This is a genomic window from Pseudomonas sp. SLFW, from assembly GCF_009905615.1.
GTDB lineage: Bacteria > Pseudomonadota > Gammaproteobacteria > Pseudomonadales > Pseudomonadaceae > Aquipseudomonas > Aquipseudomonas bambusae.
In genome coordinates this window covers 1-24340 of record NZ_JAAAKW010000021.1, presented here as the reverse complement: position 1 = coordinate 24340, position 24340 = coordinate 1, and the positions used below count along the sequence as shown (strand labels likewise).

At 60.4% G+C, this 24340-nt stretch carries 24 protein-coding genes; 23 read left to right on the top strand and 1 reads right to left on the bottom strand.

All coding sequences use genetic code 11. The features are described from left to right. Positions 1-5: 5 nt before the first annotated feature. The 8 genes from pseB (at position 6) to GVN17_RS25245 (ending at position 8031) form a co-directional block, all read left to right on the top strand. Positions 6-1007 (top strand): UDP-N-acetylglucosamine 4,6-dehydratase (inverting), encoded by a 1002-nt coding sequence (gene pseB, locus GVN17_RS25280; protein WP_166598014.1) that lies wholly within the window; start codon positions 6-8, stop codon positions 1005-1007. Beyond that, positions 1004-2182 (top strand): UDP-4-amino-4,6-dideoxy-N-acetyl-beta-L-altrosamine transaminase, encoded by a 1179-nt coding sequence (gene pseC, locus GVN17_RS25275; RefSeq protein ID WP_166598013.1) that lies wholly within the window; start codon positions 1004-1006, stop codon positions 2180-2182. Before pseB ends, pseC begins: the two co-directional genes overlap by 4 nt. Beyond that, positions 2179-2880, top strand: coding sequence for a pseudaminic acid cytidylyltransferase (gene pseF, locus GVN17_RS25270; protein ID WP_166598012.1), 702 nt, complete (start codon positions 2179-2181; stop codon positions 2878-2880). Before pseC ends, pseF begins: the two co-directional genes overlap by 4 nt. Continuing rightward, on the top strand, positions 2877-3947 hold the full coding sequence (gene pseG, locus GVN17_RS25265; RefSeq protein WP_166598011.1) for a UDP-2,4-diacetamido-2,4,6-trideoxy-beta-L-altropyranose hydrolase: 1071 nt from the start codon (positions 2877-2879) through the stop codon (positions 3945-3947). Before pseF ends, pseG begins: the two co-directional genes overlap by 4 nt. Positions 3948-3971: 24 nt before the next feature. Then, a complete protein-coding gene (gene pseI / locus GVN17_RS25260; protein ID WP_166598010.1) occupies positions 3972-5024 on the top strand; it encodes a pseudaminic acid synthase in 1053 nt (350 codons plus the stop codon). 416 nt (positions 5025-5440) lie between these two features. Further along, positions 5441-6373 (top strand): ketoacyl-ACP synthase III, encoded by a 933-nt coding sequence (locus GVN17_RS25255; RefSeq protein ID WP_166598009.1) that lies wholly within the window; start codon positions 5441-5443, stop codon positions 6371-6373. 87 nt (positions 6374-6460) lie between these two features. Then, complete coding sequence (locus GVN17_RS25250) at positions 6461-7756, top strand: motility associated factor glycosyltransferase family protein (protein WP_166598008.1); 1296 nt, start codon at positions 6461-6463, stop codon at positions 7754-7756. After that, complete coding sequence (locus GVN17_RS25245; protein ID WP_166598007.1) at positions 7753-8031, top strand: hypothetical protein; 279 nt, start codon at positions 7753-7755, stop codon at positions 8029-8031. The genes GVN17_RS25250 and GVN17_RS25245 overlap by 4 nt, the downstream gene beginning before the upstream one ends. Positions 8032-8105: 74 nt before the next feature. Here GVN17_RS25245 and GVN17_RS25240 read toward each other — a convergent pair whose 3' ends face one another. Next, a complete protein-coding gene (locus tag GVN17_RS25240; protein WP_166598006.1) occupies positions 8106-8504 on the bottom strand; it encodes a hypothetical protein in 399 nt (132 codons plus the stop codon). A 383-nt stretch (positions 8505-8887) separates the two neighbouring features. On the opposite strand from GVN17_RS25240, the gene GVN17_RS25235 reads away from it, so the two are divergent. The 15 genes from GVN17_RS25235 to fliJ all read left to right on the top strand — a co-directional run bounded on the left by GVN17_RS25235 (position 8888) and on the right by fliJ (position 24180). After that, a complete protein-coding gene (locus GVN17_RS25235; RefSeq protein WP_166598005.1) occupies positions 8888-9739 on the top strand; it encodes a flagellin domain-containing protein in 852 nt (283 codons plus the stop codon). A 292-nt stretch (positions 9740-10031) separates the two neighbouring features. Next, entirely contained in the window at positions 10032-10880 is an 849-nt protein-coding gene (locus GVN17_RS25230) for a flagellin domain-containing protein (RefSeq protein WP_166598004.1), read from the top strand. A gap of 73 nt (positions 10881-10953) precedes the next feature. Beyond that, positions 10954-11340, top strand: a complete 387-nt coding sequence (locus GVN17_RS25225; RefSeq protein ID WP_166598003.1) for a flagellar protein FlaG — start codon at positions 10954-10956, stop codon at positions 11338-11340. 76 nt (positions 11341-11416) lie between these two features. Then, positions 11417-12865, top strand: a complete 1449-nt coding sequence (gene fliD / locus GVN17_RS25220) for a flagellar filament capping protein FliD (protein WP_166598002.1) — start codon at positions 11417-11419, stop codon at positions 12863-12865. A 124-nt stretch (positions 12866-12989) separates the two neighbouring features. Continuing rightward, positions 12990-13385, top strand: a complete 396-nt coding sequence (gene fliS, locus GVN17_RS25215; protein WP_166598001.1) for a flagellar export chaperone FliS — start codon at positions 12990-12992, stop codon at positions 13383-13385. A gap of 11 nt (positions 13386-13396) precedes the next feature. Then, positions 13397-13693 (top strand): flagellar protein FliT, encoded by a 297-nt coding sequence (gene fliT, locus GVN17_RS25210; protein WP_166598000.1) that lies wholly within the window; start codon positions 13397-13399, stop codon positions 13691-13693. Positions 13694-13864: 171 nt separating this feature from the next. Beyond that, complete coding sequence (gene fleQ, locus GVN17_RS25205) at positions 13865-15340, top strand: transcriptional regulator FleQ (RefSeq protein ID WP_166597999.1); 1476 nt, start codon at positions 13865-13867, stop codon at positions 15338-15340. 138 nt (positions 15341-15478) lie between these two features. Further along, a complete protein-coding gene (locus GVN17_RS25200) occupies positions 15479-16687 on the top strand; it encodes a PAS domain-containing sensor histidine kinase (protein WP_256665378.1) in 1209 nt (402 codons plus the stop codon). Then, complete coding sequence (locus GVN17_RS25195; protein ID WP_166597997.1) at positions 16684-18111, top strand: sigma-54 dependent transcriptional regulator; 1428 nt, start codon at positions 16684-16686, stop codon at positions 18109-18111. Before GVN17_RS25200 ends, GVN17_RS25195 begins: the two co-directional genes overlap by 4 nt. A 296-nt stretch (positions 18112-18407) precedes the next feature. Next, positions 18408-18737: a flagellar hook-basal body complex protein FliE gene (gene fliE / locus GVN17_RS25190; RefSeq protein ID WP_166597996.1), complete on the top strand. Its 330-nt coding sequence runs from the start codon at positions 18408-18410 to the stop codon at positions 18735-18737. A 14-nt stretch (positions 18738-18751) separates the two neighbouring features. Further along, positions 18752-20530, top strand: a complete 1779-nt coding sequence (gene fliF, locus GVN17_RS25185) for a flagellar basal-body MS-ring/collar protein FliF (protein ID WP_166597995.1) — start codon at positions 18752-18754, stop codon at positions 20528-20530. Continuing rightward, entirely contained in the window at positions 20523-21542 is a 1020-nt protein-coding gene (fliG, locus tag GVN17_RS25180) for a flagellar motor switch protein FliG (RefSeq protein WP_074758780.1), read from the top strand. The genes fliF and fliG overlap by 8 nt, the downstream gene beginning before the upstream one ends. A gap of 15 nt (positions 21543-21557) precedes the next feature. Beyond that, complete coding sequence (fliH, locus tag GVN17_RS25175) at positions 21558-22373, top strand: flagellar assembly protein FliH (protein WP_166597994.1); 816 nt, start codon at positions 21558-21560, stop codon at positions 22371-22373. Further along, complete coding sequence (fliI, locus tag GVN17_RS25170; RefSeq protein ID WP_166597993.1) at positions 22363-23721, top strand: flagellar protein export ATPase FliI; 1359 nt, start codon at positions 22363-22365, stop codon at positions 23719-23721. Before fliH ends, fliI begins: the two co-directional genes overlap by 11 nt. A 6-nt stretch (positions 23722-23727) precedes the next feature. Further along, on the top strand, positions 23728-24180 hold the full coding sequence (gene fliJ, locus GVN17_RS25165) for a flagellar export protein FliJ (RefSeq protein WP_166597992.1): 453 nt from the start codon (positions 23728-23730) through the stop codon (positions 24178-24180). Positions 24181-24340 lie beyond the last annotated feature (160 nt).

The window sequence follows — 24340 nt, the reverse complement described above, 5'->3', positions numbered from 1 at the left end:
TCGTCATGTTCAACGGCAAATCAGTGTTTATCTCGGGCGCGACCGGTTCGTTCGGTCGCGTATTCATCCGCACGCTGCTGGAGCGCTATCAGCCCCGGCGCGTGGTGGTGTTTTCCCGCGATGAGCTCAAGCAATACGAAATGCAGCAGGAATTCAATGCGCCCTGCATGCGCTATTTCCTGGGCGACGTGCGCGATGCCGAGCGCTTGCACCAAGGCATGCGCGGCATCGATTACGTGGTTCATGCGGCAGCGCTCAAGCATGTGCCCGCAGCGGAATACAACCCCACCGAGTTCATTCGCACCAACGTCAATGGCGCGGAAAACATCATCTCGGCGGCCATCGCCAACGGTGTGAAAAAAGTCATCGCGCTGTCCACCGACAAGGCGGCCAGCCCGATCAACCTGTACGGCGCCACCAAGTTGCTCTCGGACAAACTGTTCGTCGCCGCCAACAACATCGGCGGTGAAGAGCAGACGCGTTTTTCCGTGGTGCGCTATGGCAATGTTGCCGGGTCCCGAGGCTCGATCGTGCCGTTCTTCAAGAAACTGATCGCCGAGGGCGCCACGGAACTGCCGATCACCGATCCGCGCATGACCCGCTTCTGGATCACCCTGGATCACGGCGTGGATTTCGTGATGCAGAGCTTCGCGCGCATGCACGGCGGCGAAGTGTTCGTGCCGAAGATCCCGTCGGTGCACATCGTCGATCTCGCGAAGGCCATGGCCGTCGATCTGCCGCACAAGCTGGTGGGCATTCGTCCGGGTGAAAAACTGCACGAACTGATGGTGCCCCAGGACGACGCCCGCATGACGCTGGAGTTCAAGGACCACTACACCATCGTGCCGTCGATTCGCTTCAACAGCGTGGACACCGATTTCACCACCGACGCCACCGGTGAAAAGGGCCGCCCTGTGGCCGATGAGTTCGAATACCGCTCCGACACCAATCCGGACTTCATGTCGGTGGCACAGATCAGCCAACTGCACGCCGACATCCAGCCATGATTCCGTACGGCCGTCAGAGCCTCGATCAGGCGGACATTGACGCCGTGGTCGAGGTGCTCAAATCGGACTGGCTGACCCAGGGTCCGACCATCGAGCGCTTCGAAGCGGCGATGGCGGTGCGCTGCGAGGCCGGTTTTGGCGTGGCGGTGTGCAATGCCACGGCGGCCCTGCACATCGCCTGTCTGGCGGCGGGATTGGGGGAGGGCGACTGGCTCTGGACCAGCCCCAACACCTTTCTGGCGTCGGCCAACTGCGGTCGTTATTGCGGGGCTAATGTGGACTTCGTCGACATCGACCCGTTGACCTGGAACCTCGATGCCGACGCGCTGGCGCAGAAACTGAAGATCGCCGAAGGCGAAGGCACGCTGCCGAAAGTGCTGGTGGCGGTGGCGTTTTCGGGACAGAGCTGTGACATGCGGGCGATCCGCGAGCTGTCGCGACGCTATGGGTTCGTGGTCATCGAAGACGCGTCTCACGCGGTCGGGGCCCACTACGCCGGTCGCCCGGTGGGTTGCGGCGAATTCGCCGACATGACGGTGTTCAGCTTCCATCCGGTGAAAATCGTCACCACGGGCGAGGGTGGGCTGGTGCTGACCAACCGCCCCGAGCTGGCCGAGCGCTTGCGGCGTCTGCGCAGCCACGGCATGACCCGCGACCCGGCGCAGATGGACGAACCGAGTCACGGCCCTTGGTATTACCAGCAGGTCGAACTGGGGTTCAACTACCGCATCACCGACATGCAGGCGGCGCTGGGCCTCTCGCAACTGGACAAGCTGGAGGGTTTTCTTGCGCGCCGTCGTGCGCTGGTGGCCCGCTATCAAACCCTGCTCGCCGATCTGCCGCTGACCTTGCCGACCCTTCAGCCCGACGCTGAATCAGCGTGGCATCTGTATGTCGTGCGGGTGCAGACCGAGGGCTTGAGCGTCAGCCATCGCGACATGTTCGAAGGCCTGCGCGCAGCAGGCATCGGCGTCAATGTGCATTACATCCCGGTCCACTTGCAGCCGTATTACCGCGACCTCGGCTTCAAGCCCGGTGATTTTCCCGAAGCCGAGGCTTATTACGCCCAGGCCATCAGCCTGCCGATGTACCCGGCCATGACCGACGAGCAGCAGGACTACGTGGTCGATCAATTGCTGCGTTTGCTCGCTGACGGTCAAGGTCCGCAACGATGACCGCGCTCGCCGTGATTCCTGCCCGGGGCGGCAGCCAGCGCATCCCGCGCAAGAACCTGAAGCTGTTCAACGGCGAACCGATGATCGTCGGCTCGATTCGCGCTGCGTTGAAAAGCGGCCTGTTCGACCGCGTCATCGTCAGCACCGACGACGGAGAAATCGCCGACGTAGCGCGTCAACACGGCGCTGACGTGCCGTTCCTGCGTCCGGCGGAGCTGTCCGATGCGTTCACGGGCACCGGGCCGGTGGTGCAACACGCGATCCGCACGGTGGACCAGCGCTACGACTACACCTGCTGCATTTACGCCACGGCGCCGCTGTTGCAGCCGCGTTTTTTGCGTCAAGGGTTCGAGGCGTTGCAGGCGGCGCCGGACAAGGCCTTTGCATTTTCGGTGTGCAGTTTCGGGTTCCCCGTTCAACGCGCCCTGAAGCTCAACGAAGACGGCAGCGTTGACGCCATGCACCCCGAGTTTCGCCACGTACGCTCCCAGGATTTGCCAGCGGCGTATCAAGATGCCGGTCAGTTTTACTGGGGGCGCAGTGAGGCGTGGTTGCGAGGCGACGTGATGTTTTCGCCCCTGAGCCTGCCGGTGATCCTGCCTCGGCATCTGGTCCAGGACATCGACGACGAGGAAGACTGGCTGCGCGCTGAGTACCTCTATGCAGCGCTCAAGGCGGGCGGGGAAATCGAGCCGTGAGAGTGCTGATTCGTGCCGACGCGTCCGTCGCCATCGGCAGCGGCCACATCGCCCGCTGCCTGACGCTGGCCAATGTCCTGCGCAAAGCCGGCGCCGAGGTGGTGTTTGCCTGCCGGGCGTTGCCCGGCCATTTGCTGCAACGACTGCGCGACCAAGGCTACGTCGCCCACGGCTTACCCGAGCGTTATCCGCACGAGCAGAGCGGCGCGGACATCGAGGCGCGTTTGCCGTGGCAGGCCGACGTCAATGCCCTTGCCGATGCCGTTGCGCAGGCGCCGCGTTTCGATTGGCTGATCGTCGATCACTACGGGCTGGATGCGCAGTGGGAGCGTGCGGCGCGGCGTTTCGCCCGGCGCTTGATGGCCATCGACGACCTGGCCAACCGGCCCCACGCGGTGGACCTCTTGCTCGACCAGAATTTTTCCGCTCACGCCGTGCCGGGGGCCTACGCCCAGTGGGTGGACCGCGATTGCCAGACGTTTCTCGGCCCCCGGTTCGCCCTGTTGCGTGACGAATTCCAGTGCCAGCCCATCGTGATCAAACCGAAGGTGAAGCGGGTGCTGGTCAACTTTGGCGGCTTCGATGCGGCCCGTCAGGTGTACGCCACGTTGGTGGCATTACAGAGCTTCGATGATCTGCACGTGGATGTCGTCGCCGGGCTGCATAACCCCGAGTGGGCCGCGATGAGCGCGCTTGCGGAGGCGCACCCGAACTGGCATGTGCAGACGCTGGTCGACCATTTTTTCGCGCGGATGCAGCAGGCGGACCTGTTCATCGGCGCAGGCGGCGGCACGACCTGGGAGCGCGCCGCGCTGGGGTTGCCGACGATCTGTATTTCGGTGGCGAACAATCAACAGCTCAATGCACAGCTGCTGGCCGAGGCGGGCATACACCTTTACCTCGGCCCCCATGAGCAGTTGGAACCGCAGCGATTGGTCGAGGCGATTGCCCGACTGAGCGACGACGCGCCGCAACGTCGGGCGTTTGCTGAACGCTCACGGGCGCTGGTGGACGGCTGCGGCGCGCAACGGCTGGCGGACGCGCTTATCGGCGCTGTCGGGCCATGACCCTTTTTCAGTGAGTGAACGACCATGAAGGCTTTCAAGATCGGCCCCAGAACCCTTGGCCATGACGCGCCGCCCTTCATCATCGCGGAGATGAGCGGCAACCATAACCAGTCGCTGGAGCAGGCGTTGCGCATCGTCGAGGCCGCCGCGAACGCTGGCGCCCATGCGCTGAAGTTGCAGACCTACACCGCTGACACCATGACGCTGGACATCGCCGAGGGCGAGTTTTTCATCAAGGACCCCAACAGCCTGTGGGCGGGAACCTCGTTGTATGCGTTGTATGAACAGGCCCACACGCCGTGGGAATGGCACGCGCCGATTTTCGCTCGGGCGAAGGAATTGGGGCTGTTGGCGTTCTCCACGCCGTTCGATGAAACCGCTGTGGACTTTCTGGAAAGCCTTGACGTCCCGGCGTACAAAATCGCCAGCTTCGAAAACACCGACCTTCCGCTGATCCGCAAAGTGGCGGCCACCGGCAAGCCGATGATCATTTCCACCGGCATGGCCAGCATCGCCGAACTCGACGAAACCGTGCGCGCCGCCCGAGAGGCCGGGTGTCAGGACCTGGTGCTGCTCAAATGCACCAGCACCTACCCGGCGTCGCCCGAGAACAGCCACATTCGCACCATTCCCCATTTGGCGGGGCTGTTCGGCTGTCAGGTCGGGCTGTCCGATCACACCTTGGGCGTCGGCGTGTCGGTGGCGGCGGTGGCCATGGGCGCGACGGTCATCGAAAAACACTTCACCCTCGACCGGGCAGCCGGAGGCGTGGACGCCAGTTTTTCGCTGGAACCTGCCGAGATGGCCAGTCTGGTGACGGAGACCGAGCGCGCCTGGCAAGGGCTCGGTCATGTGCAATACGGCGCGAGCCAGGCCGAACAGAAGTCGCTGGTCTACCGCCGGTCGCTTTACGTGGTCAAGGACGTGGCCGAAGGGGAGGCGTTCAGCAAGGACAACGTTCGCGCCATCCGCCCGGGCCTGGGCCTGGCACCCAAACACATCGACCGCATCCTCGGCCGCACCGCACGCCAGGCCGTCAAACGCGGTACGCCGTTGAGTTGGGATGTGGTGGGCTGACTTATCGCTTTCGCTGCCGTCGTAACCTCCGGCGTCTCCCACCGCTATCAGGCACGACGCAGACCCTGTGGGAGCTTCCGGAGGTTACGACGGTGGCGAATAGGTTCTGACTGACACACCCCGCCCACACCGCCGTGACATCTTCATGTCAATTCCCTGTCTGAACCCTGATCCACCCTTGCGCAGCACTCATCGGTCAGCTAAAAGCTTGTAAAACTTTTGGTGACCTGTGAGTCATAACGGGCATCTTCACTGTATCGTGCTCGCAGAAGAGGATGGCATCAGGCTGATTTCACAGACTTTCTCTGGTCGCCCGAGCCATTGCGTCGCCGGTTTTCCGGCTGCGAGCCCCGGATTTCAATGCCCCGCCTTCGAGCGATGGGTGATGTTCAGCAGATTTTGATTGGGAAGCCATGATGATTGGCATTAAAAGCATAGCGAGTTACGTGCCTAAGGCTGGCGTCGACAATTACGCGCAGGGCGCCAAATTCGGCAAGGATGAAACCTTCATCCTCGGCAAGATCGGTTCTGCTTTTCTGCCCCGCAAGGACGACGCTCAGGAAACCTCCGACCTCTGTGTCGAGGCTGCCAACCAGCTGTTCGCCAACAACCCCGACTTGTCCCGCGACGCCATCGACGTGCTGATCGTCGTGACTCAGAACGGCGACGAAGAAGGCTTGCCGCACACCTCCGCCATCGTCCAGCACAAGCTGGGTCTGTCGACCAACGTGGCGACGTTCGACATCTCGCTGGGCTGCTCGGGCTACGTTTATGGCCTCTACGCGATCAAGGGCTTCATGGAAGCCACGGGTTTGAAGAACGGCTTGCTGATCACCGCTGACCCGTATTCGAAGATCGTCGACCCCGAAGACCGCAACACCACCATGCTGTTCGGCGACGCCGCCACTGCGACCTGGATGGGCGAAGACGCGCCGTGGCACCTGGGCAAGTCAAAATTCGGCAGCGACGGCGGTGGCGCGGAGTTCCTCAAGACCATCAACGGCGATTTCTATATGAACGGCCGTCAGGTGTTCAATTTCGCACTGGTCAAGGTGCCCGCACACCTCAACGAATTGCTCACCGACTCCGAGCTCCAGGCGTCGGACATCGACGCGTTCTGCATCCACCAGGGCAGCGCCGCTATCGTTGACGCCGTGGCTCGCCGCTTCGAAGAGGGCGCCTCCGCCGACAAGTTCGTCAAGGACATGCTCGAAACCGGCAATACCGTGTCGTCGAGCATCCCGCTGCTGCTGGAAAAGCACATGCTCACCGGGCCCTGGAAGCGCGTGGCTATCAGTGGTTTCGGCGTGGGCTTGTCGTGGGGTTCGGCGATCCTTTATCGTCCCTGACCTATAGTCACGTACAAAACGGCGACGCTGACCCTCACGTCGCCGTTTTGCATTCTGTTGTTCTTCTCGTGGGATAGGGACGTTGTCATGAGCGAGATTCTCCAGCGCAACCTGGCGGCGATCGAGCGGCGGTGGCCCGACGTCGCCCGGCGTCTGCTGGCTGAAAACACCGATGCGGTGCCTGCGCAACTGCTCGAAGGCCAGGGCTCGACGCTCAGCGTAAACGGCGTCCAGCTCACCAGCCGCCATGACCGCGTCGCCGAAGCGCGAGTGCAGGCCGACAGCCTTCCCCCCGGCAGCCCTCATGTTCATGTCTACGGCACCGGCCTCGGCGATTTGCCACGTGTGCTGCTGGCCACCGACACCCTGCAGACGTTGCACGTCCACATCCTCAACGGCGCGCTGTTCGCGCTGGTCCTGCAACTGCTGGAGCACGACGACTGGCTGTCCGACCCACGCGTGGCCCTGCTCTATGCCGACGCCGCTGCGGAAATTCGCCTGCCTTTCTTCGCGTTGCCCGCCGAACTGGTGCTGGCCGACGACAGCAGCGCGCGCATTCGTGACCGGCTGGTGAGCGAAGTGCACGTGCGCTTCACCAATCAGGATTTCGCTCCGGACAACCCCGAGAACGCTCAGCGACTGGAACAGGGCAGGGCACTGCTGCTGAACGACGCAGACGTGGCCGACCTGTTTGGCAGCCAGCGCGGTCGTGATGTGTTTGTCATCGCGACCGGCCCCAGCCTGCAACAGCACCTGCCGCGACTGACGCAAGTGTTCCAGACCGCAGAGCGACCCGTGTTCATATGCGTGGACACCGCCTACGTGTCATTGCGCCAACACGGCATCAAGCCCGACCTGGTGGTCAGCATCGACCATCGCATCGCCCCCCGTCACCTGCCGCCCGACGATTCCGACGGCATCGCGCTGGTCTACCTCCCCGGTCAGGACGCCGACGTCCTCAAGGCCTGGCAGGGGCCGCGCTATGGAGGCTACTCCAGCAGCCCGATCTATTCGGTGATCCGCGAAACGATTCCCCGTGGCAGCTTGCACATGGGCGGCAGCGTGATTCACCCGGCCGTCGACCTCGCGGTGAAAATGGGCGCGCCGCGCATCACCCTGTTCGGCGCCGACTTCGCCTTCCCCGGCGGCAAGACCCACACCGGCTGGGGCGACGGCCATTTGGGCCCGAACGTCGACATCGCACGCCACTGGGTGCTCGACGGCCGGGGTGACAAGGTCAAGACCCAGCTCAACTTCCGCAGCTACCTCATCGAACTGGAACGCTACATCGCGCTGCACCCTGAAGTGCTGTTCCTCAACACCAGCCGCGACGGCGCACTCATCGCCGGCACCGACTTCGACCCGAACTGGACCCCGGCATGAACGACGCCTCCCCAACCCTCATCGACACGGCCTGCCACTGCGCGCGCCTGTTCCGCCTGGGCCGCGACATCGAAGCGTCGCTGAAGATGGTCGACCTCATCGACACCGCGATGCCGTTGATGGCCTCGCGGGCGGCTGCGGAGCAGGCTGAATGGACGCGGGTGTTGAGTGCGATTCTGACGTGTCAGGAACGGCAGGACTGGTTGGGGGTGGCGGATTGGTTGGAGGTAGAGTTTGTGGGGTTGGTCGGCCAAGCCCTTCCGCAGAGCCTATAGCCATTAATGGGCTTGGTTGGCCGACAGAGAAACTCTGGTCGGCCAACGCATTCATTTGATCTGTTCTTGTCCGGTCAATCCGTCATTTGGAACGTCAGGACATAGTCATACGGAGATGACCAGCGATATACCGATTGCAGCGCGTAGCAGTTATTTCTTCCGTCGTTGGAGGTAGCGCTCTTTTCGAATTCGACCCTCGTGTCCGACCAGACTCGATGCGAACCTGCGAAATGGCAAGTCTTACTGCCTGTTGAGTAGCTAACATTCACATAGCTTGTATCGTGGAAAAAATTAAGCTTTACGGTGGCTGTTTCACCTGGTGCCAGGCGGGTAGGAAAGTCCGATGATGATCCTGTCATCATTTCACTTGAGAGATTGCGAATTGTGACCGTGACATCCGTCGCGTTGGCTGCTTGAGCCACCAGGAAAATTGCGCTCGATGCTAAGGTCGATACGATTTTTTTTGTTTTCATTATGATGATCTCGCATTTATTAATTTGTGGTTTTGCTGTGACGCAAGATCACGTAACTCTTCCTGCAAAATATTATCAATGCTGAAATTTCCGACTGACATGTAGGAACTTTCTTTTGCGTGTCTACAATGGATGCCATCAGTCTTGGTGGCGATATTTTTTGAGAGCGGTATGGTTTTAAAAAAAACCTTTGCCATTCGTTATGTTGGATTTCTTTTTGTCCTACACATGTAGTGATGGCATTCTTTTTTGAGGAGGGTTACCTCAATATTTTACTAAAGTCAGCTTTTTCTTAGGCGATAACGAAGTTGTAGGTTTTCCGGGAGAAATGGACTTCCCCGCTTTTTGAAAACCTGCCGTTTCTATCAACGAGGGAATTCAAGATGGCTTTAACCGTAAATACCAACATTGCGTCGTTGTCTATCCAAACCAAACTCAACCGCACCAGCGATGCGTTGAGCACATCAATGAGTCGCTTATCTTCGGGGTTGCGTATCAACAGTGCCAAGGACGATGCCGCTGGCCTCCAGCTCGCAACAATGATGAGCAGCGAAATCCGAGGGCAGACTGTGGCGCTTCGAAATGCCAGTAATGGATTATCGATCGCTCAGGCGGCGGTGGGAGCTCTTCATGAAACGGCCCAGATCCTCATCAGGATGAAAGAGTTAGCAGTTCAGGCTCGTGATGACACAAATGGGCCTGATCAACGCGTCGCAATGAATAGCGAATTCGCAAAGATGAGCGATGAACTGACGCGCCTTTCTGAAAGCTCGAAACTTAACGGTCGACCGCTTCTTGATGGAACGGCTGGGGTTTTGGAATTGCAGGTGGGCACTGGGACTGCTGCCGCAGACCGCATCAGTTTGGAGCTGAGTGCTAAATTTGATGCCGCTTCCTTAAGCGTTGCTTCCTCGACGCTAGCGTTGTCAGGTGCCACGACCTCAGATGCTCACGCTAATGCAGATGCAGCTATGTCGGCAGTTGATGCAGCGTTGGCACTTGTGACCTCGACGCGGGCAGGTTTGGGTGCTGCTCAGAACAGGCTGACCTCGACTGTTGCCAACCTCCAAAGCATGCGTGAGAACACTGATGCTGCTCGCGGCCGCATTCAAGACGTCGACTTCGCCGCCGAAACCGCCGAGCTGACCAAACAACAAACCCTTCAACAAGCCTCGACCGCCATCCTCGCCCAAGCGAACCAACTGCCTGCGGCGGTGTTGAAGCTGCTTCAGTAAGGCGGGTCTTTTCAGGTAAACCGCTGAACCGGGCACGTCCAGGCGACGTGTCCGTCTTGAATTCCGTTGGCAATCATAGGTTTGACGTCTTGATTAAAGCTTGCGAGGGTCCCGCCGAAACGCTGTGTAACCCCCGTCGAAAGCAGGGGTGGCGCTCTGGTGGCAAAAAATTTTCGAAAAGCCCTCAAGCTCCTGGCAACCACGACGATAAACATTACGAAGGTTCTCTAGGCCACACCCGGCGCTTGCCAGGGCCGGAAAGCCGCAGTACCCAACCAACGAGGAATTCATCATGGCTTTAGGCGTAAACACTAACGTAGCTTCCTTGGCTGTTCAGAAGAACCTGGGCAAAGCTTCCGATGCACTGTCGACTTCGATGACTCGTCTGTCGTCCGGTCTGAAAATCAACAGCGCTAAAGACGACGCAGCCGGCCTGCAGATCGCTACTCGCGAAACTTCGCAAATCCGTGGCCAGACCGTAGCAATCAAGAACGCCAACGACGGTATCTCGATGGCTCAGACGGCTGAAGGCGCTCTGCAAGAGTCGACCAACATTCTGCAACGTATGCGTGAACTGGCTGTTCAGTCGCGAAACGACACCAACGGCTCGGCTGACCGTACCGCTCTGAACGCTGAATTCGCTCAGATGTCGGACGAACTGACCCGTATCTCGGCTTCGACCAACCTCAACGGCAAGAACCTGCTCGACGGCTCCGCCGGCAGCATGACTCTGCAAGTGGGTTCGGACGTAGGTTCGGCTAACCAGATCACCCTGACCCTGACCGGCAAGTTCGACGCAACTTCCCTGTCGGTTGCCAGCGGTTCGGTTGCCATCTCCGGCACCAGCGCCACTGCTTCGGGCAACATTGACAAGGCGATCACTTCGATCGACGCGGCTCTGGCCAAGATCAACTCCACCCGTGCTGACCTCGGTGCTTCGCAAAACCGTCTGACCAGCACCATTTCCAACCTGCAAAACGTCAACGAAAACGCCACCGCTGCACTGGGCCGTATTCAAGACACCGACTTCGCAGCTGAAACCGCTAACCTGACCAAACAGCAAACTCTGCAACAAGCTTCCACCGCTGTTCTGGCCCAGGCTAACCAACTGCCTTCCGCTGTACTGAAACTGCTTCAGTAATATCGGAATGAGTTTTGGCGGGGGAGTGTGCTTGCGTACTCTCCCGCTTTTTACTTTTGAGAGGTGAGTAGACATGGACATAAGTACGCGGCTGAATCTGTCTTATGCTGCTGTGCAGACGACGCCATTGGTCACGGACAAGACCCCGGTACCTGCTCCGGTCATTCCCGCTCCTGTTCCCGTGTCGGCTTCTGATACGGACACGAACAAAAGTAAAGACTCAAATTCCGACAAAGGTGATCAAGCCTTGAAAGCCGCCGTCGATCAGATCGAAAAATTCGTTCAGTCGGTTCGGCGTAATCTGGAATTCTCCATTGATGAGGCATCCGGTAAGGTCGTTGTGAAAGTCATTGCCAGCGAAACAGGTGAAGTGGTGCGGCAGTTGCCGTCCGCCGAAGCGCTGAAAATCGCTGACAGCCTTCAGAACGCTCATAGCCTGTTGTTCGACGCTAAAGTCTGAGTGGCATGAAACGTGTACGCGGTTGTTTTGAGCTGTGATTAGTCAAAAGACCGACTCAACCTGAAAGGAGACACACATGGCGAGTCCAATTACCCCATCAACCGGCCTGGGATCTGGCCTGGCGATTGGCGATATCGTTACCGCACTGGTCAATTCTGACAAGCTCGCGAAGCAAACGCAGATCACGACCCAGACCAAACTGGTCACGACCAAGCTTTCTGGCATCGGCACGCTGCAATCGGCGTTGTCGGCGTTTCAGACATTGCTCAAACCCCCAACCGGCACCACCAGCAAACTGCAATTCGCAGGCTATGCGGCGACCTCCTCGGACGCCACCAAAGTGAGCGTAACCTCCGACAACTCTGCCGTGCCTGGCACCCACACGGTTGTCGTGAACAAAGTTGCAACCAGTTCCAGCGTCGCAACTGCGGCGTTCGCCGGTGACGCCAAGAGCAGTGCTATTCCGACTGGGGGGTCGCTGACCGTCAGTCAGAATGGCATTGGCAAGACTTACACGATTGCCGATGGCGACACATTGGCTTCCGTTGCCAAACAGATCAATGCTGATACCAAAACCACGGGTATCAGCGCCAACATCATCACCGATACCAATGGTTCCCGGTTGGTGTTTGGCTCTACCGCTACAGGTGCCGGCTCTGATATCACTACCACCAGTGGTATCACAGGCCTTCAGATCGACGCGGGTGTTCCTGTCAACACGACCTCGGCGTCTTCCGCCGGTTACATCGGTGCCCAGCCGATCGATGCTGACGTCACCATTGACGGCTTCAACTTCACCAGCAAAAGCAACACCATCGATAAAAACCTCGGTGGTGTGTCGCTGACGTTGCTGCCGGGGAGTGACAAATCGACGGCGCCGGTGACCGTGACGGTCGCCACCAACACCGACGGGCTCAAGGCGTCGCTGCAAGCGTTCGTCGATTCCTACAACTCGGTTGTTAAAGCCGTCAGCACGGTCACCAAGGCCACGGTCAGCGCCACGCCTGACCCCACCACCGGCGCAACCGTGACCCCGGCGGCCCTGACCGGTGACTCGATGCCGCGCTCCATTCTGTCGGCGCTGCGCAACGAGTTGGTCACCACGGGCGCGGGCGGCGACCTGTCGGTGCTTTCGCAGCTCGGCATCACCACGGCCCAGGCAGACGGTACGCTTTCGCTGGACAGCACCAAGTTCGATGCGGCCATGAGCAAAGGTCTGGCGGGCGATGTGCAGACACTGTTCAGCGGAACTGGTGACGGCAGCAACGGCCTGATCGCGCGCATGAACAACGCCATCACGCCGTACACCCAGACTGGCGGTATTTTCGCCACTCGGACCACCAGCCTGAACAAGCAGCAGAGCGACCTGCAGGATCAACAGACGGCGCTGGACCTGCGTGTGACCACGCTGACTGCCACACTCACCGCGAAATACAACGCGATGGACCTGTTGGTCGGACAGCTGAAGGCGTCGGCGACGAGCATCACCTCGTTCTTCGACTCTTTGAACGCGTCGAAAGGCTGATCCTTAGCGCTCTAAACCATGACCCGGCCCATGTGCCGGGTTTTTGGCATCTGGCCTTAAAGTTTCCCAGGGCCGTGTCGATACATTGAATATACGAACTTCGAGTTGTGCGAGGTAAGAAAACATGAACCGTATGGCAGCCCTTCGGCAGTATCAGAAGGTTAACTCACAGGCGCAGACCGCCGTGGCCACGCCGCACCGTCTGGTACAAATGCTCATGGAAGCCGGCCTGGACCGCATCGCTCAGGCCAAAGGTGCCATCGAGCGTAAAGACATTGCGGCCAAAGGTGTATTGATTGGCAAGGCGATCGAGGTCATCGGTGGTCTGCGTGAGGGGTTGGACATGGAGAAGCAGGCTGAAGCCCTGGCTCACGTCGACAACCTGTATGTGTACATGATGAAGCGTCTGGCCGAAGCCAACATCAAGACCAGCCCGAAAATCCTCGATGAAGTCAGCGATTTGCTGACCACCGTCAAGGAAGGTTGGGACGGTATCGGCGATCAGCAACCCGCGCTGTGAAGGAGACGACCATGAGCGCTGCACTCAAGCGAATCGAAGAAACCCGCGAAGCCCTGGTCGACGCCCTCGCCGAACGCGATTGGGAGACGATCGGCAAGCTCGACCTGGCCTGCCGTGCCTGTGTCGACGACGTGATCCGTGAGGCGAATGACGATGAGCCTGACTTGCGCAGCAATCTGGAAGAGTTGTTGGGGGTCTATCGGCAGTTGATAGATATCGCCGTGGGCGAACGCCAAGCGATTGTCGATGAAATGTCGCAGATCCAGCGAGCGAAATCCGCGGCAAAGGTTTACCATCTGTTCGGTTGACGCTGGGTTGATCGAAAAAATATGTGCGCCATAAAATTGACTGTGTACGGTTTTTTGACTTAACTAGTGATGTTCACTAATTTCTGGCTGTTGTAAACGTCTCTGCGGACCATACACAGGCCAAGCTTGCCCCTGAATGGGCATCGAGTTGACTAGGGAAGTTGCTATTGCATGTGGCGTGAAATCAAGATTCTGCTGATCGATGACGATAGCCAGCGCCGCCGTGACATGGCGGTGATTCTGAATTTTCTCGGCGACGAGAACCTGTCCTGCTCCAGTACCGACTGGCAGCAAGTCGTGGGTTCTTTGGCATCCACTCGGGAAGTCCTGTGCGTATTGGTCGGCACCGTAAATGCCCCGGGCAGTCTTCAAGGGCTGCTTAAGACCGTCGCGGCATGGGATGAGTTCCTTCCTGTTTTGCTGATGGGCGAAAATTCTTCGGCTGACCTGGCTGAAGACCTGCGTCGACGCGTGTTGTCCACCGTCGAAATGCCGCCGAGCTACAGCAAGCTGCTGGATTCCCTGCACCGCGCTCAGGTGTATCGCGAGATGTACGACCAGGCCCGTGAGCGTGGCCGTCAACGCGAACCCAATCTGTTCCGCAGCCTCGTCGGCACCAGCCGTGCGATCCAGCACGTGCGCCAGATGATGCAGCAAGTGGCCGACACCGACGCCAGTGTGCTGATCCTTGGCGAATCCGGCACCGGCAAGGAAGTGGTCGCGCGTAACCTCCATTACCATTCCAAACGCCGTGACGCGCCTTTTGTGCCCGTGAATTGTGGCGCCATCCCTGCCGAACTGCTGGAAAGCGAACTGTTCGGTCATGAGAAAGGCGCGTTCACCGGTGCGATCACCAGCCGGGCAGGTCGCTTCGAACTGGCCAACGGCGGCACGCTGTTTCTCGATGAAATCGGTGACATGCCGCTGCCGATGCAGGTCAAGCTGCTGCGTGTGTTGCAGGAACGTACCTTCGAGCGCGTGGGCAGCAACAAGACCCAGAGCGTCGATGTGCGCATCATTGCGGCGACCCACAAGAACCTCGAAGACATGATCGAGACCGGTGGCTTCCGCGAAGACTTGTACTACCGCCTGAACGTGTTCCCGATCGAGATGGCGCCGTTGCGTGAGCGCGTGGAAGACATCCCGCTGCTGATGAACGAGCTGATCTCGCGCATGGAGCACGAAAAGCGTGGGTCCATCCGTTTCAACTCGGCGGCGATCATGTCGCTGTGCCGTCACGGCTGGCCGGGCAACGTTCGCGAGCTGGCCAACCTGGTCGAGCGCATGGCGATCATGCACCCGTACGGCGTGATCGGTGTGGCTGAGCTGCCGAAGAAATTCCGCTACGTCGACGACGAAGACGAGCAGTTGGTGGACAGCCTGCGCAGCGACCTCGAAGAACGCGTGGCCATCAACGGGCATACGCCGAACTTCGCCAACAGCGCGATGCTGCCGCCGGAAGGCCTGGACCTGAAAGACTACCTCGGTGGTCTGGAACAGGGCCTGATCCAGCAGGCGCTCGACGACGCCAACGGCATTGTCGCCCGTGCCGCCGAACGTCTGCGCATCCGCCGCACCACGTTGGTGGAGAAAATGCGCAAGTACGGAATGAGCCGTCGCGAAGGCGATGATCAGCTCGACGACTGACGCTCGATTGACGCCCGCCAAAAAGACCGCTGATTTTTCAGCGGTTTTTTTTCGGCACGAGGATTGCTAAGTCTCTCGCAACATACCGTTTACTGACGGTTCGCCACCGAGAGATCAACTATGCCCCAGGCCGCTCAGATGTCTTCCGAACCCGTCTTGCCAGGTTCGCAAGTGCAGCCGTCCCCGGAAGTGGAAAGTCGACAGGGTTTGGAGCAGGCGTTCGCCCTGTTCAACCAGATGTCGGTGCAACTGACCGACTCCTACAGCCTGCTGGAAGCGCGGGTCACCGAACTCAAGGGTGAGTTGGCGGTGGTCAGTGCGCAGCGCATGGAGGAGCTGGCGGAGAAAGAGCGTCTGGCGAACCGCCTTCAACACCTGCTGGACCTGCTGCCCGGTGGCGTTATCGTCATCGATGGCACTGGCACCGTGCGCGAGGCCAACCCGGCGGCGATCGATTTGTTGGGCGAGCCGCTGATCGGCATGCTCTGGCGTCACGTCATCGCCCGTTGCTTCGCGCCTCGCGAGGACGACGGTCACGAAATCTCCTTGAAAGATGGCCGTCGCCTGTCCATCGCCACCCGCTCGCTGGACGCCGAACCGGGTCAGTTGGTGTTGCTCAACGACCTGACTGAAACCCGCCACCTGCAAAGCCAGTTGGCGCGCCACGAACGGCTTTCATCGCTGGGACGAATGGTCGCGTCGCTGGCCCATCAGATTCGCACCCCGCTGTCCGCCGCGATGATTTACGCCAGTCATCTTACCGAGCAGGTCCTGAACGTCGAAACTCAGCAGCGTTTTGCGGGGCGCTTGAAAGAGCGTCTGCACGAGCTGGAGCATCAGGTGCGGGACATGCTGGTGTTTGCCCGTGGCGAGCTGCCGCTGACCGACCGCTTGGCGCCGCAAGCCCTGGTCGAGGCGCTGGAGTCGGCGGCCCAGACTCACGTGCGTGATGTGTCTGTGCGTTGGCAGTGCAACAGCGCAGACGGCGAATTGCTGTGCAACCGTGACACCCTCGTCGGGGCGCTGCTCAACCTCGTCGAAAACGCCGTGCAGGCCAGTGGTCCGGGCGCGCGCGTCAAAATTCATGCGTACAACCGGGGTAACACGCTGCGGCTGTGCATCAGCGACAACGGCAGTGGCATCGATGCCGCTGCGTTGGCGCGGATCGGCGAACCGTTCTTCACCACCAAGACCACGGGCACTGGCTTGGGGCTGGCGGTGGTCACGGCGGTCGCTCGCGCTCACCAGGGACAGGTGCAATTCCGTTCGCGTCCGGGTCGCGGTACCTGTGCCATCGTTTCTTTGCCGCTGATTCCGGGCGTCAGCGCCACAGGTAACGACTCATGACGATCAACGTATTGCTGGTCGAGGACGATCATTCGCTCCGCGAAGCTCTGGGCGAAACCCTGGAGCTGGCCGGCCACGATTTCCATGCCGTCGGTTCGGCGGAAGACGCCTTGCTGGCGGCGGCCGAGCGTTCGTTCAGTCTGGTGATCAGCGACGTCAACATGCCGGGCATGGACGGCCACCAGTTGCTCGCCCAGTTGCGCAGCCGCTACCCGCAATTGCCGGTGCTGCTGATGACCGCCCATGGCGCGGTGGATCGGGCCGTTGAAGCGATGCGTCAAGGCGCCGCCGATTACCTGGTCAAGCCGTTTGAGCCCAAGGCGTTGCTGGCGCTGGTCGCTCGCCACGCGCTGGGCCGTCTGGGGCCTGCCGATGGCGAGGGGCCGATTGCCGTCGAGCCTGCCAGTGCGCAATTGCTGAACCTGGCGAGCCGCGTGGCGAAGAGTGATTCCACCGTGCTGATTTCCGGCGAGTCCGGGACCGGCAAGGAAGTGTTGGCGCGCTTCATTCACCAGCAGTCGCCCCGGGCGGGCAAGCCGTTCATCGCCATCAACTGCGCCGCCATTCCGGACAACATGCTGGAGGCCACGCTGTTTGGCCACGAGAAGGGCTCCTTTACTGGCGCCATCGCGGCCCAGGCGGGCAAATTTGAACAAGCCGATGGCGGCACGATTCTGCTCGACGAGATTTCCGAGATGCCCATGGGCTTGCAGGCCAAGCTGCTGCGGGTTTTGCAGGAACGCGAAGTGGAGCGCGTCGGTGCGCGCAAGCCTATCGAACTGGACATCCGCGTGCTCGCCACCACCAACCGCGATCTGGCGGGCGAAGTGGCGGCGGGGCGTTTCCGTGAAGACCTGTTCTATCGCTTGTCGGTGTTTCCACTGGCGTGGCAGCCGCTGCGTCAGCGTCCTGGCGATATTCTGCCGTTGGCTGAGCGTCTGCTGGCCAAGCACGTCAATAAAATGAAGCACGCGCCGGTGCGGTTGTCGGCCGAGGCGCAGAAGTGCCTGGTCGGTTACAGCTGGCCGGGCAATGTTCGCGAGCTGGACAACGCCGTGCAGCGTGCGTTGATTCTGCAGCAGGGCGGGGTGATTCAGGCTGAGGACTTCTGCCTCGCAGGCCCGATCAGCTTCGCGTCGGTCATTCCGTCTGCGCCGGCGCTTCAGGTTCTGCCGCCGCTGCCGACAATGCCCAGTGTCACGGAATCGTCGTCGGACGCAATCGGCGGCGAACTGGCCGGAGCGCTGGGTGAAGACCTGCGTCGCCGCGAGTTCCAGATGATCATCGACACCCTGCGCGCCGAGCGCGGCCGCCGCAAGGAGGCCGCCGAACGCCTGGGTATCAGCCCGCGTACATTGCGCTACAAGCTGGCGCAGATGAGGGATGCGGGGATGGACGTCGAGGGGTATCTGTTCGCCAGTTGAGTTTCACCGGCCTGTGTAGGAGCGTGGCTTGTCCCGCGATCTGCCGGGCACCGGCAGCAATATGTATTCATGCGGATCGTTTGACACACCGCGTGGCATGGATTTGCGGCGGGTTCCCCGCCGATCGTGGGACAAGCCACGCTCCTGCAGCCCTCGCGCATGATGTTCTGTAACCCTCCCAATACTTTCACAAAAGCTGGCACAGTGCCGCCATTGGTCTGGCACCGTTGTTGCTACTACATGGGTAACCGCTGAATCGGTGTCAAAAATTTGCGGCCCCTTTGAGAGAGAAGTCCATGAGCCAAGGTGTTGAATTTAATCGCTTGATGTTGGACATGCGCTCCATGCAGATGGACGCCATGGCCAAGCCGAAGGGCATTGAAGCCCCGGAAATGGCCAGTGGGACCCGTTTTTCCGACATGCTCGGCATGGCGGTTAACAAGGTCAACGACACCCAACAGGCGTCGAACCAATTGTCGACCGCATTCGAGATGGGCAAGAGCGGCGTGGACCTCACCGACGTGATGATTTCCTCGCAGAAAGCCAGCGTTTCGTTTCAAGCGCTGACCCAGGTACGCAACAAGCTGGTTCAGGCGTACCAAGACATCATGCAAATGCCGGTTTGAGGACGATTTAAGTCATGGCTGAAGCCGTCGCCGATAACGTACCTGCAAAAGCGGGTGCGACAGGAAGCAAGCCCCCGGTGTTCGGGCTGGCGTTCCTGCAAAATCTTTCCGAGATGACCATGCTGCGTCAGGTCGGCCTCATGGTCGGTCTGGCCGCCAGCGTGGCGATTGGTTTTGCCGTCGTGCTTTGGTCGCAACAGCCAGACTACAAGCCGCTTTACGGCAGTCTGTCGGGCATGGACACCAAGCAGGTGATGGACACGCTGGCCCAGGCTGACATTCCGTACACCGTCGAGCCGAACTCCGGTGCCTTGCTGGTCAAGTCCGACGACCTGTCCCGTGCCCGCATCAAGCTGGCCGGTGCCGGTATCGCGCAGACCGATGGCAACGTCGGCTTCGAGATTCTCGACAAGGATCAGGGCCTCGGCACCAGCCAGTTCATGGAAGCCACCCGTTATCGTCGTGGCCTGGAAGGCGAACTGGCGCGCACCATTTCCAGCCTTAACAACATCAAGGCCGCTCGCGTTCACCTGGCGATTCCGAAAAGCTCGGTGTTCGTCCGTGACGACCGCAAGCCGACCGCTTCGGTGCTGGTTGAAATGTACGCCGGGCGCAGCCTGGAGCCAGGTCAGGTGACCGCCATCGTCAATCTGGTGGCGACCAGTGTTCCCGAGCTGACCAAGTCTCAGGTCACCGTCGTCGACCAGAAAGGCAACCTGCTGTCGGACCTGGGTGAGAACTCGGAACTGACCATGGCGGGCAAGCAATTCGACTACACCCGGCGCATGGAAACCATGCTGACTCAGCGTGTCCAGAACATCCTGCAGCCGGTGCTGGGCAATGACCGCTACAAGGCAGAAGTGTCGGCCGACGTTGATTTCAGCGCGGTCGAGTCCACCGCCGAGAGCTTCAACCCTGATCAGCCTGCATTGCGCAGCGAGCAGACCACCACCGAACAACGCTCCAGCGGCAGCGGTCCGCAAGGCGTGCCGGGTGCCTTGAGCAACCAGCCACCGGGCCCGGCCACTGCGCCACAGAACGCCACCGCCGGTGCCGCAGGCGCTGCCGGTCCGATCGCCCCGGGCCAACCGTTGCTGGACGCCAATGGTCAGCAGATCATGGACCCGGCCACCGGTCAGCCGATGCTCGCGCCGTACCCGGCCGACAAACGTAATCAATCGACCAAGAACTTCGAGCTGGACCGCTCCATCAGCCACACCAAGCAACAGCAGGGCAAGATCAATCGCCTCTCTGTCGCAGTCGTGGTGGACGATCAGGTCAAGCTCAACCCGGCCAACGGCGAAACCACCATGGTGCCGTGGACCGCCGATCAATTGGCGCGCTTCACCCGTCTGGTGCAGGACGCCGTTGGCTTTGACGCAGCCCGTGGCGACAGCGTGAGCGTGATCAACGTGCCGTTCTCCACCGACCGTGGCGAAGTGATTCCTGACATCGCGTTCTATCAGCAGCCCTGGTTCTGGGACATCGTCAAACAGGCGATGGGCGTGATCTTCATCCTGGTGCTGGTGTTCGGCGTGCTGCGTCCGGTGCTCAACAACATCACCAATCCGAAGGGCAAGCATGCCGACGGTGACGTGGAACTGGGCGGCATGGTCGGTCTGGACGGTGAGCTGGCCAATGACCGCGTGAGCCTGGGTGGCCCGCAAAGTATCCTGCTGCCGAGCCCGACCGAGGGTTATGACGCGCAGCTCAACGCAATCAAGAGCCTGGTGGCTGAAGACCCGGCTCGGGTGGCTCAGGTCGTAAAAGAGTGGATTAACACAGATGAGTGATAGTCGTGCTGCTGCGGTCAAAATGACCCGTGTCGATAAGGCTGCGATCCTGCTCCTCACCCTCGGTGAGACGGACGCCGCTCAGGTGTTGCGCCACATGGGCCCTAAAGAGGTTCAGCGTGTGGGCGTGGCCATGGCGCAGATGCGCAACGTGCACCGCGAGCAGGTCGAGCAGGTGATGAGCGAGTTCGTCGACGTCATCGGCGACCAGACCGGCGTGGGCATCGGCTCCGACGGCTACATTCGCAAAATGCTGACGCAGGCGCTGGGCGAAGACAAGGCCAACGGCCTGATCGACCGCATCCTGCTGGGCGGCAACACCAGCGGCCTGGACAGCCTGAAGTGGATGGAGCCGCGCGCCGTTGCTGACGTCATTCGCTACGAGCACCCGCAGATTCAGGCCATCGTCGTCGCGTACCTCGACGCCGACCAGGCCGGTGAAGTGCTGAGCCATTTCGACCACAAAGTGCGTCTGGACATCATTCTGCGCGTTTCGTCGTTAAACACCGTACAGCCAGCGGCCCTGAAAGAGCTGAACCAGATTCTTGAGAAGCAGTTCTCGGGCAACGCCAACACGTCGCGTACCACTCTGGGCGGTATCAAGCGTGCAGCGGACATCATGAACTTCCTCGACAGCTCGATCGAAGGCCAGCTCATGGATTCCATCCGCGAAGTGGACGAAGACTTGTCGACACAGATCGAAGACCTCATGTTCGTCTTCAACAACCTGTCCGACGTCGACGACCGTGGCATTCAGGCGCTGTTGCGCGAAGTCTCTTCCGATGTGCTGGTGCTGGCCCTCAAGGGTTCGGACGACGCCATCAAAGAAAAGATTTTCAAGAACATGTCCAAACGTGCTGCCGAGCTGTTGCGCGACGACCTGGAAGCCAAAGGCCCGGTTCGTGTCAGCGACGTGGAAGCGGCGCAGAAAGAAATCCTCACCATTGCCCGTCGTATGGCGGAGGCCGGGGAGATCGTTCTCGGCGGCAAAGGTGGCGAGGAAATGATTTAACAGTAGGTGCAGTCGATGTTCAGCTCCGATAAAGAAGCACCCAGCGAGCTTATCCGCGCCAAGGATCTGCGTGGGATCGATGTCTGGACATTGCCCAGCTTCGATCCTCATGTGGAAGAGCCCGAGCCGGAACCGGTGGTTGAGCCGGAGCCTCAGGAAAGCGAAGAAGTGCCGCTGGAGGAAGTCCAGCCACTGACCCTGGAAGAGCTGGAAAGCATCCGTCAGGACGCCTACAACGAAGGTTTCGCCATCGGCGAGAAAGAGGGTTTCCACAGCACGCAGCTCAAGGTTCGCCAAGAGGCCGAAGTGGCTTTGACGGCCAAGTTGGAAAGCCTTGAAACCCTGATGACGCACCTGCTTGAGCCCATCGCCGAGCAGGACGCGCAGATCGAAAAATCCATGATCCAGTTGGTCGAGCACCTCGCCCGGCAGGTCATTCAGCGCGAGCTGAAAACCGATTCCAGCCAGATCGGCAAAGTGCTTCAGGACGCCTTGCGGCTGTTGCCCATGGGCGCCACCAACGTGCGGATTCTGGTCAATTCTCAGGACTTCGCCCAGGTCAAAGCGCTGCGTGAACGCCACGAAGAAAACTGGCGCATCCTCGAAGACGACACCCTGCAGCCGGGCGGGTGCCGGGTCGAAACCGAACACAGCCGCATCGACGCGACCATCGAGACACGTTTGAGCGTGGCCATCGCCAAGATGTTCGACCAGCTGCACGAACAAGCCCTGCACCCGACGGTGCCGGACGTGAGTGTCGATCTGGAAGCCGCGATCAAAAGCGCCGAAGACCTGATGCAGAAAAACGCGGACGCGTCCGATGCGTCTTGAGCGCACCAGCTTCGGCAAACGCCTGAGCGCCTACCCTGACGCCATCAGCTTGCCCGTCCAGCCCGTGGTCGAAGGCCGCCTGCTGCGCATGGTGGGCCTGACGCTTGAGGCGGAAGGCCTGCGTGCGGCGATGGGCAGCCGCTGTGTAGTGATCAACGACGACAGCCATCAACCGGTGGAAGTCGAGGCCGAAGTCATGGGCTTTGCCGGTGGCAAGGTGTTCCTGATGCCCGTGGGCAGCGTCGCCGGCATTGCACCGGGCGCACGCGTGGTGCCGCTGCCTGACACCGGGCGTTTGCCGATGGGCATGACCATGCTCGGTCGTGTGCTCGATGGCGCCGGTCGTCCGCTGGACGGCAAGGGCGGCATGAAGGCCGAAGACTGGGTGCCGCTGGACGGCCCGACCATTAACCCGCTCAAACGCGACCCGATCAGCCAGCCGCTGGATGTCGGCATTCGCTGCATCAACGGTTTGTTGACGGTGGGTCGCGGCCAGCGTCTGGGCCTGTTCGCCGGGACTGGCGTGGGTAAATCCGTGCTGCTGGGGATGATGACCCGCTTCACCGAGGCCGACATCATCGTCGTCGGGCTGATCGGTGAACGGGGCCGTGAGGTGAAGGAATTCATCGAACACATCCTCGGCGAAGAAGGCCTCAAGCGCTCTGTAGTCGTCGCATCCCCTGCAGACGACGCGCCCCTGATGCGTCTGCGGGCGGCGATGTATTGCACGCGGATCGCCGAATATTTCCGCGACAAGGGCAAGAACGTCCTGTTGCTGATGGACTCCCTGACCCGTTTCGCCCAAGCCCAGCGGGAAATCGCCCTGGCGATCGGCGAACCGCCCGCAACCAAAGGCTATCCGCCGTCAGTGTTCGCCAAACTGCCGAAACTGGTGGAGCGCGCCGGTAACGCTGAGAAGGGCGGCGGTTCGATCACCGCGTTCTACACCGTTTTGTCCGAAGGCGACGACCAACAGGACCCGATTGCCGACTCGGCGCGGGGCGTGCTGGACGGCCACATCGTGCTGTCGCGGCGCCTGGCGGAAGAGGGGCATTACCCGGCCATCGACATCGAAGCGTCCATCAGCCGGGTCATGCCGTCCGTGGTCTCGCCCGAGCACATGGTTCAGGCCCAGTACTTCAAGCAATTGTGGTCGCGCTACCAGCAGAGTCGCGACTTGATCAGCGTCGGTGCCTATGTCGCCGGGGGGGATCGCGAGACGGACACGGCGATCAATCTGCAGCCGCAACTGGTGCGTTATCTGCGTCAAGGGCTGCACGACAACGAGAGCATGGAGAGCAGCGAAGCGCAGCTGGCGAGGATCTTCAATCCTCAGGCCGGGGGCTGATAGCCCATGGCCCAGAGTCGCGCCGCCCGACTGGCGCCGGTGGTGGACATGGCCGAAAAGGCCGAAAAGACCGCCGTTCAGCGTCTGGGGCATTTTCAAGGACAGGTTCGGCTGGCCGAGAGCAAACTCGGCGAGCTGGAGAAGTTTCGCTCCGACTATCAACAGCAATGGATCGACAAAGGCGCCCATGGCGTGTCCGGCCAGTGGCTGATGAACTACCAGCGCTTTCTCAACCAGCTTGAGACGGCGGTGAGTCAGCAGCGGCAGAGTCTGAACTGGCACCAGAACAACCTGAATAAAGCCCGGGGTGAGTGGCAGAAGGCGTATGCCCGGGTCGAGGGGTTGCGCAAGTTGGTGCAACGGTACATCGACGAGGCGAGGGCGCTGGAAGATAAGCGCGAGCAGAAACTGCTGGATGAGTTGTCGCAGCGGTTGCCCCGGGTTGATCAGCAAATTTAGGGGGCGTTGGGTTTTAGGTGCATATCCATTTAATCGGGTGTTGCTGATATTGGTTCCGCTCTTACAGCGGGTCACTTTTCTTTCGGTCTGTGTCAACGTAGTTGTCGCTTCAGATCTCAAGCAGCCTGTCTATTCACAGGATCACGTTCGCGATTCAAGT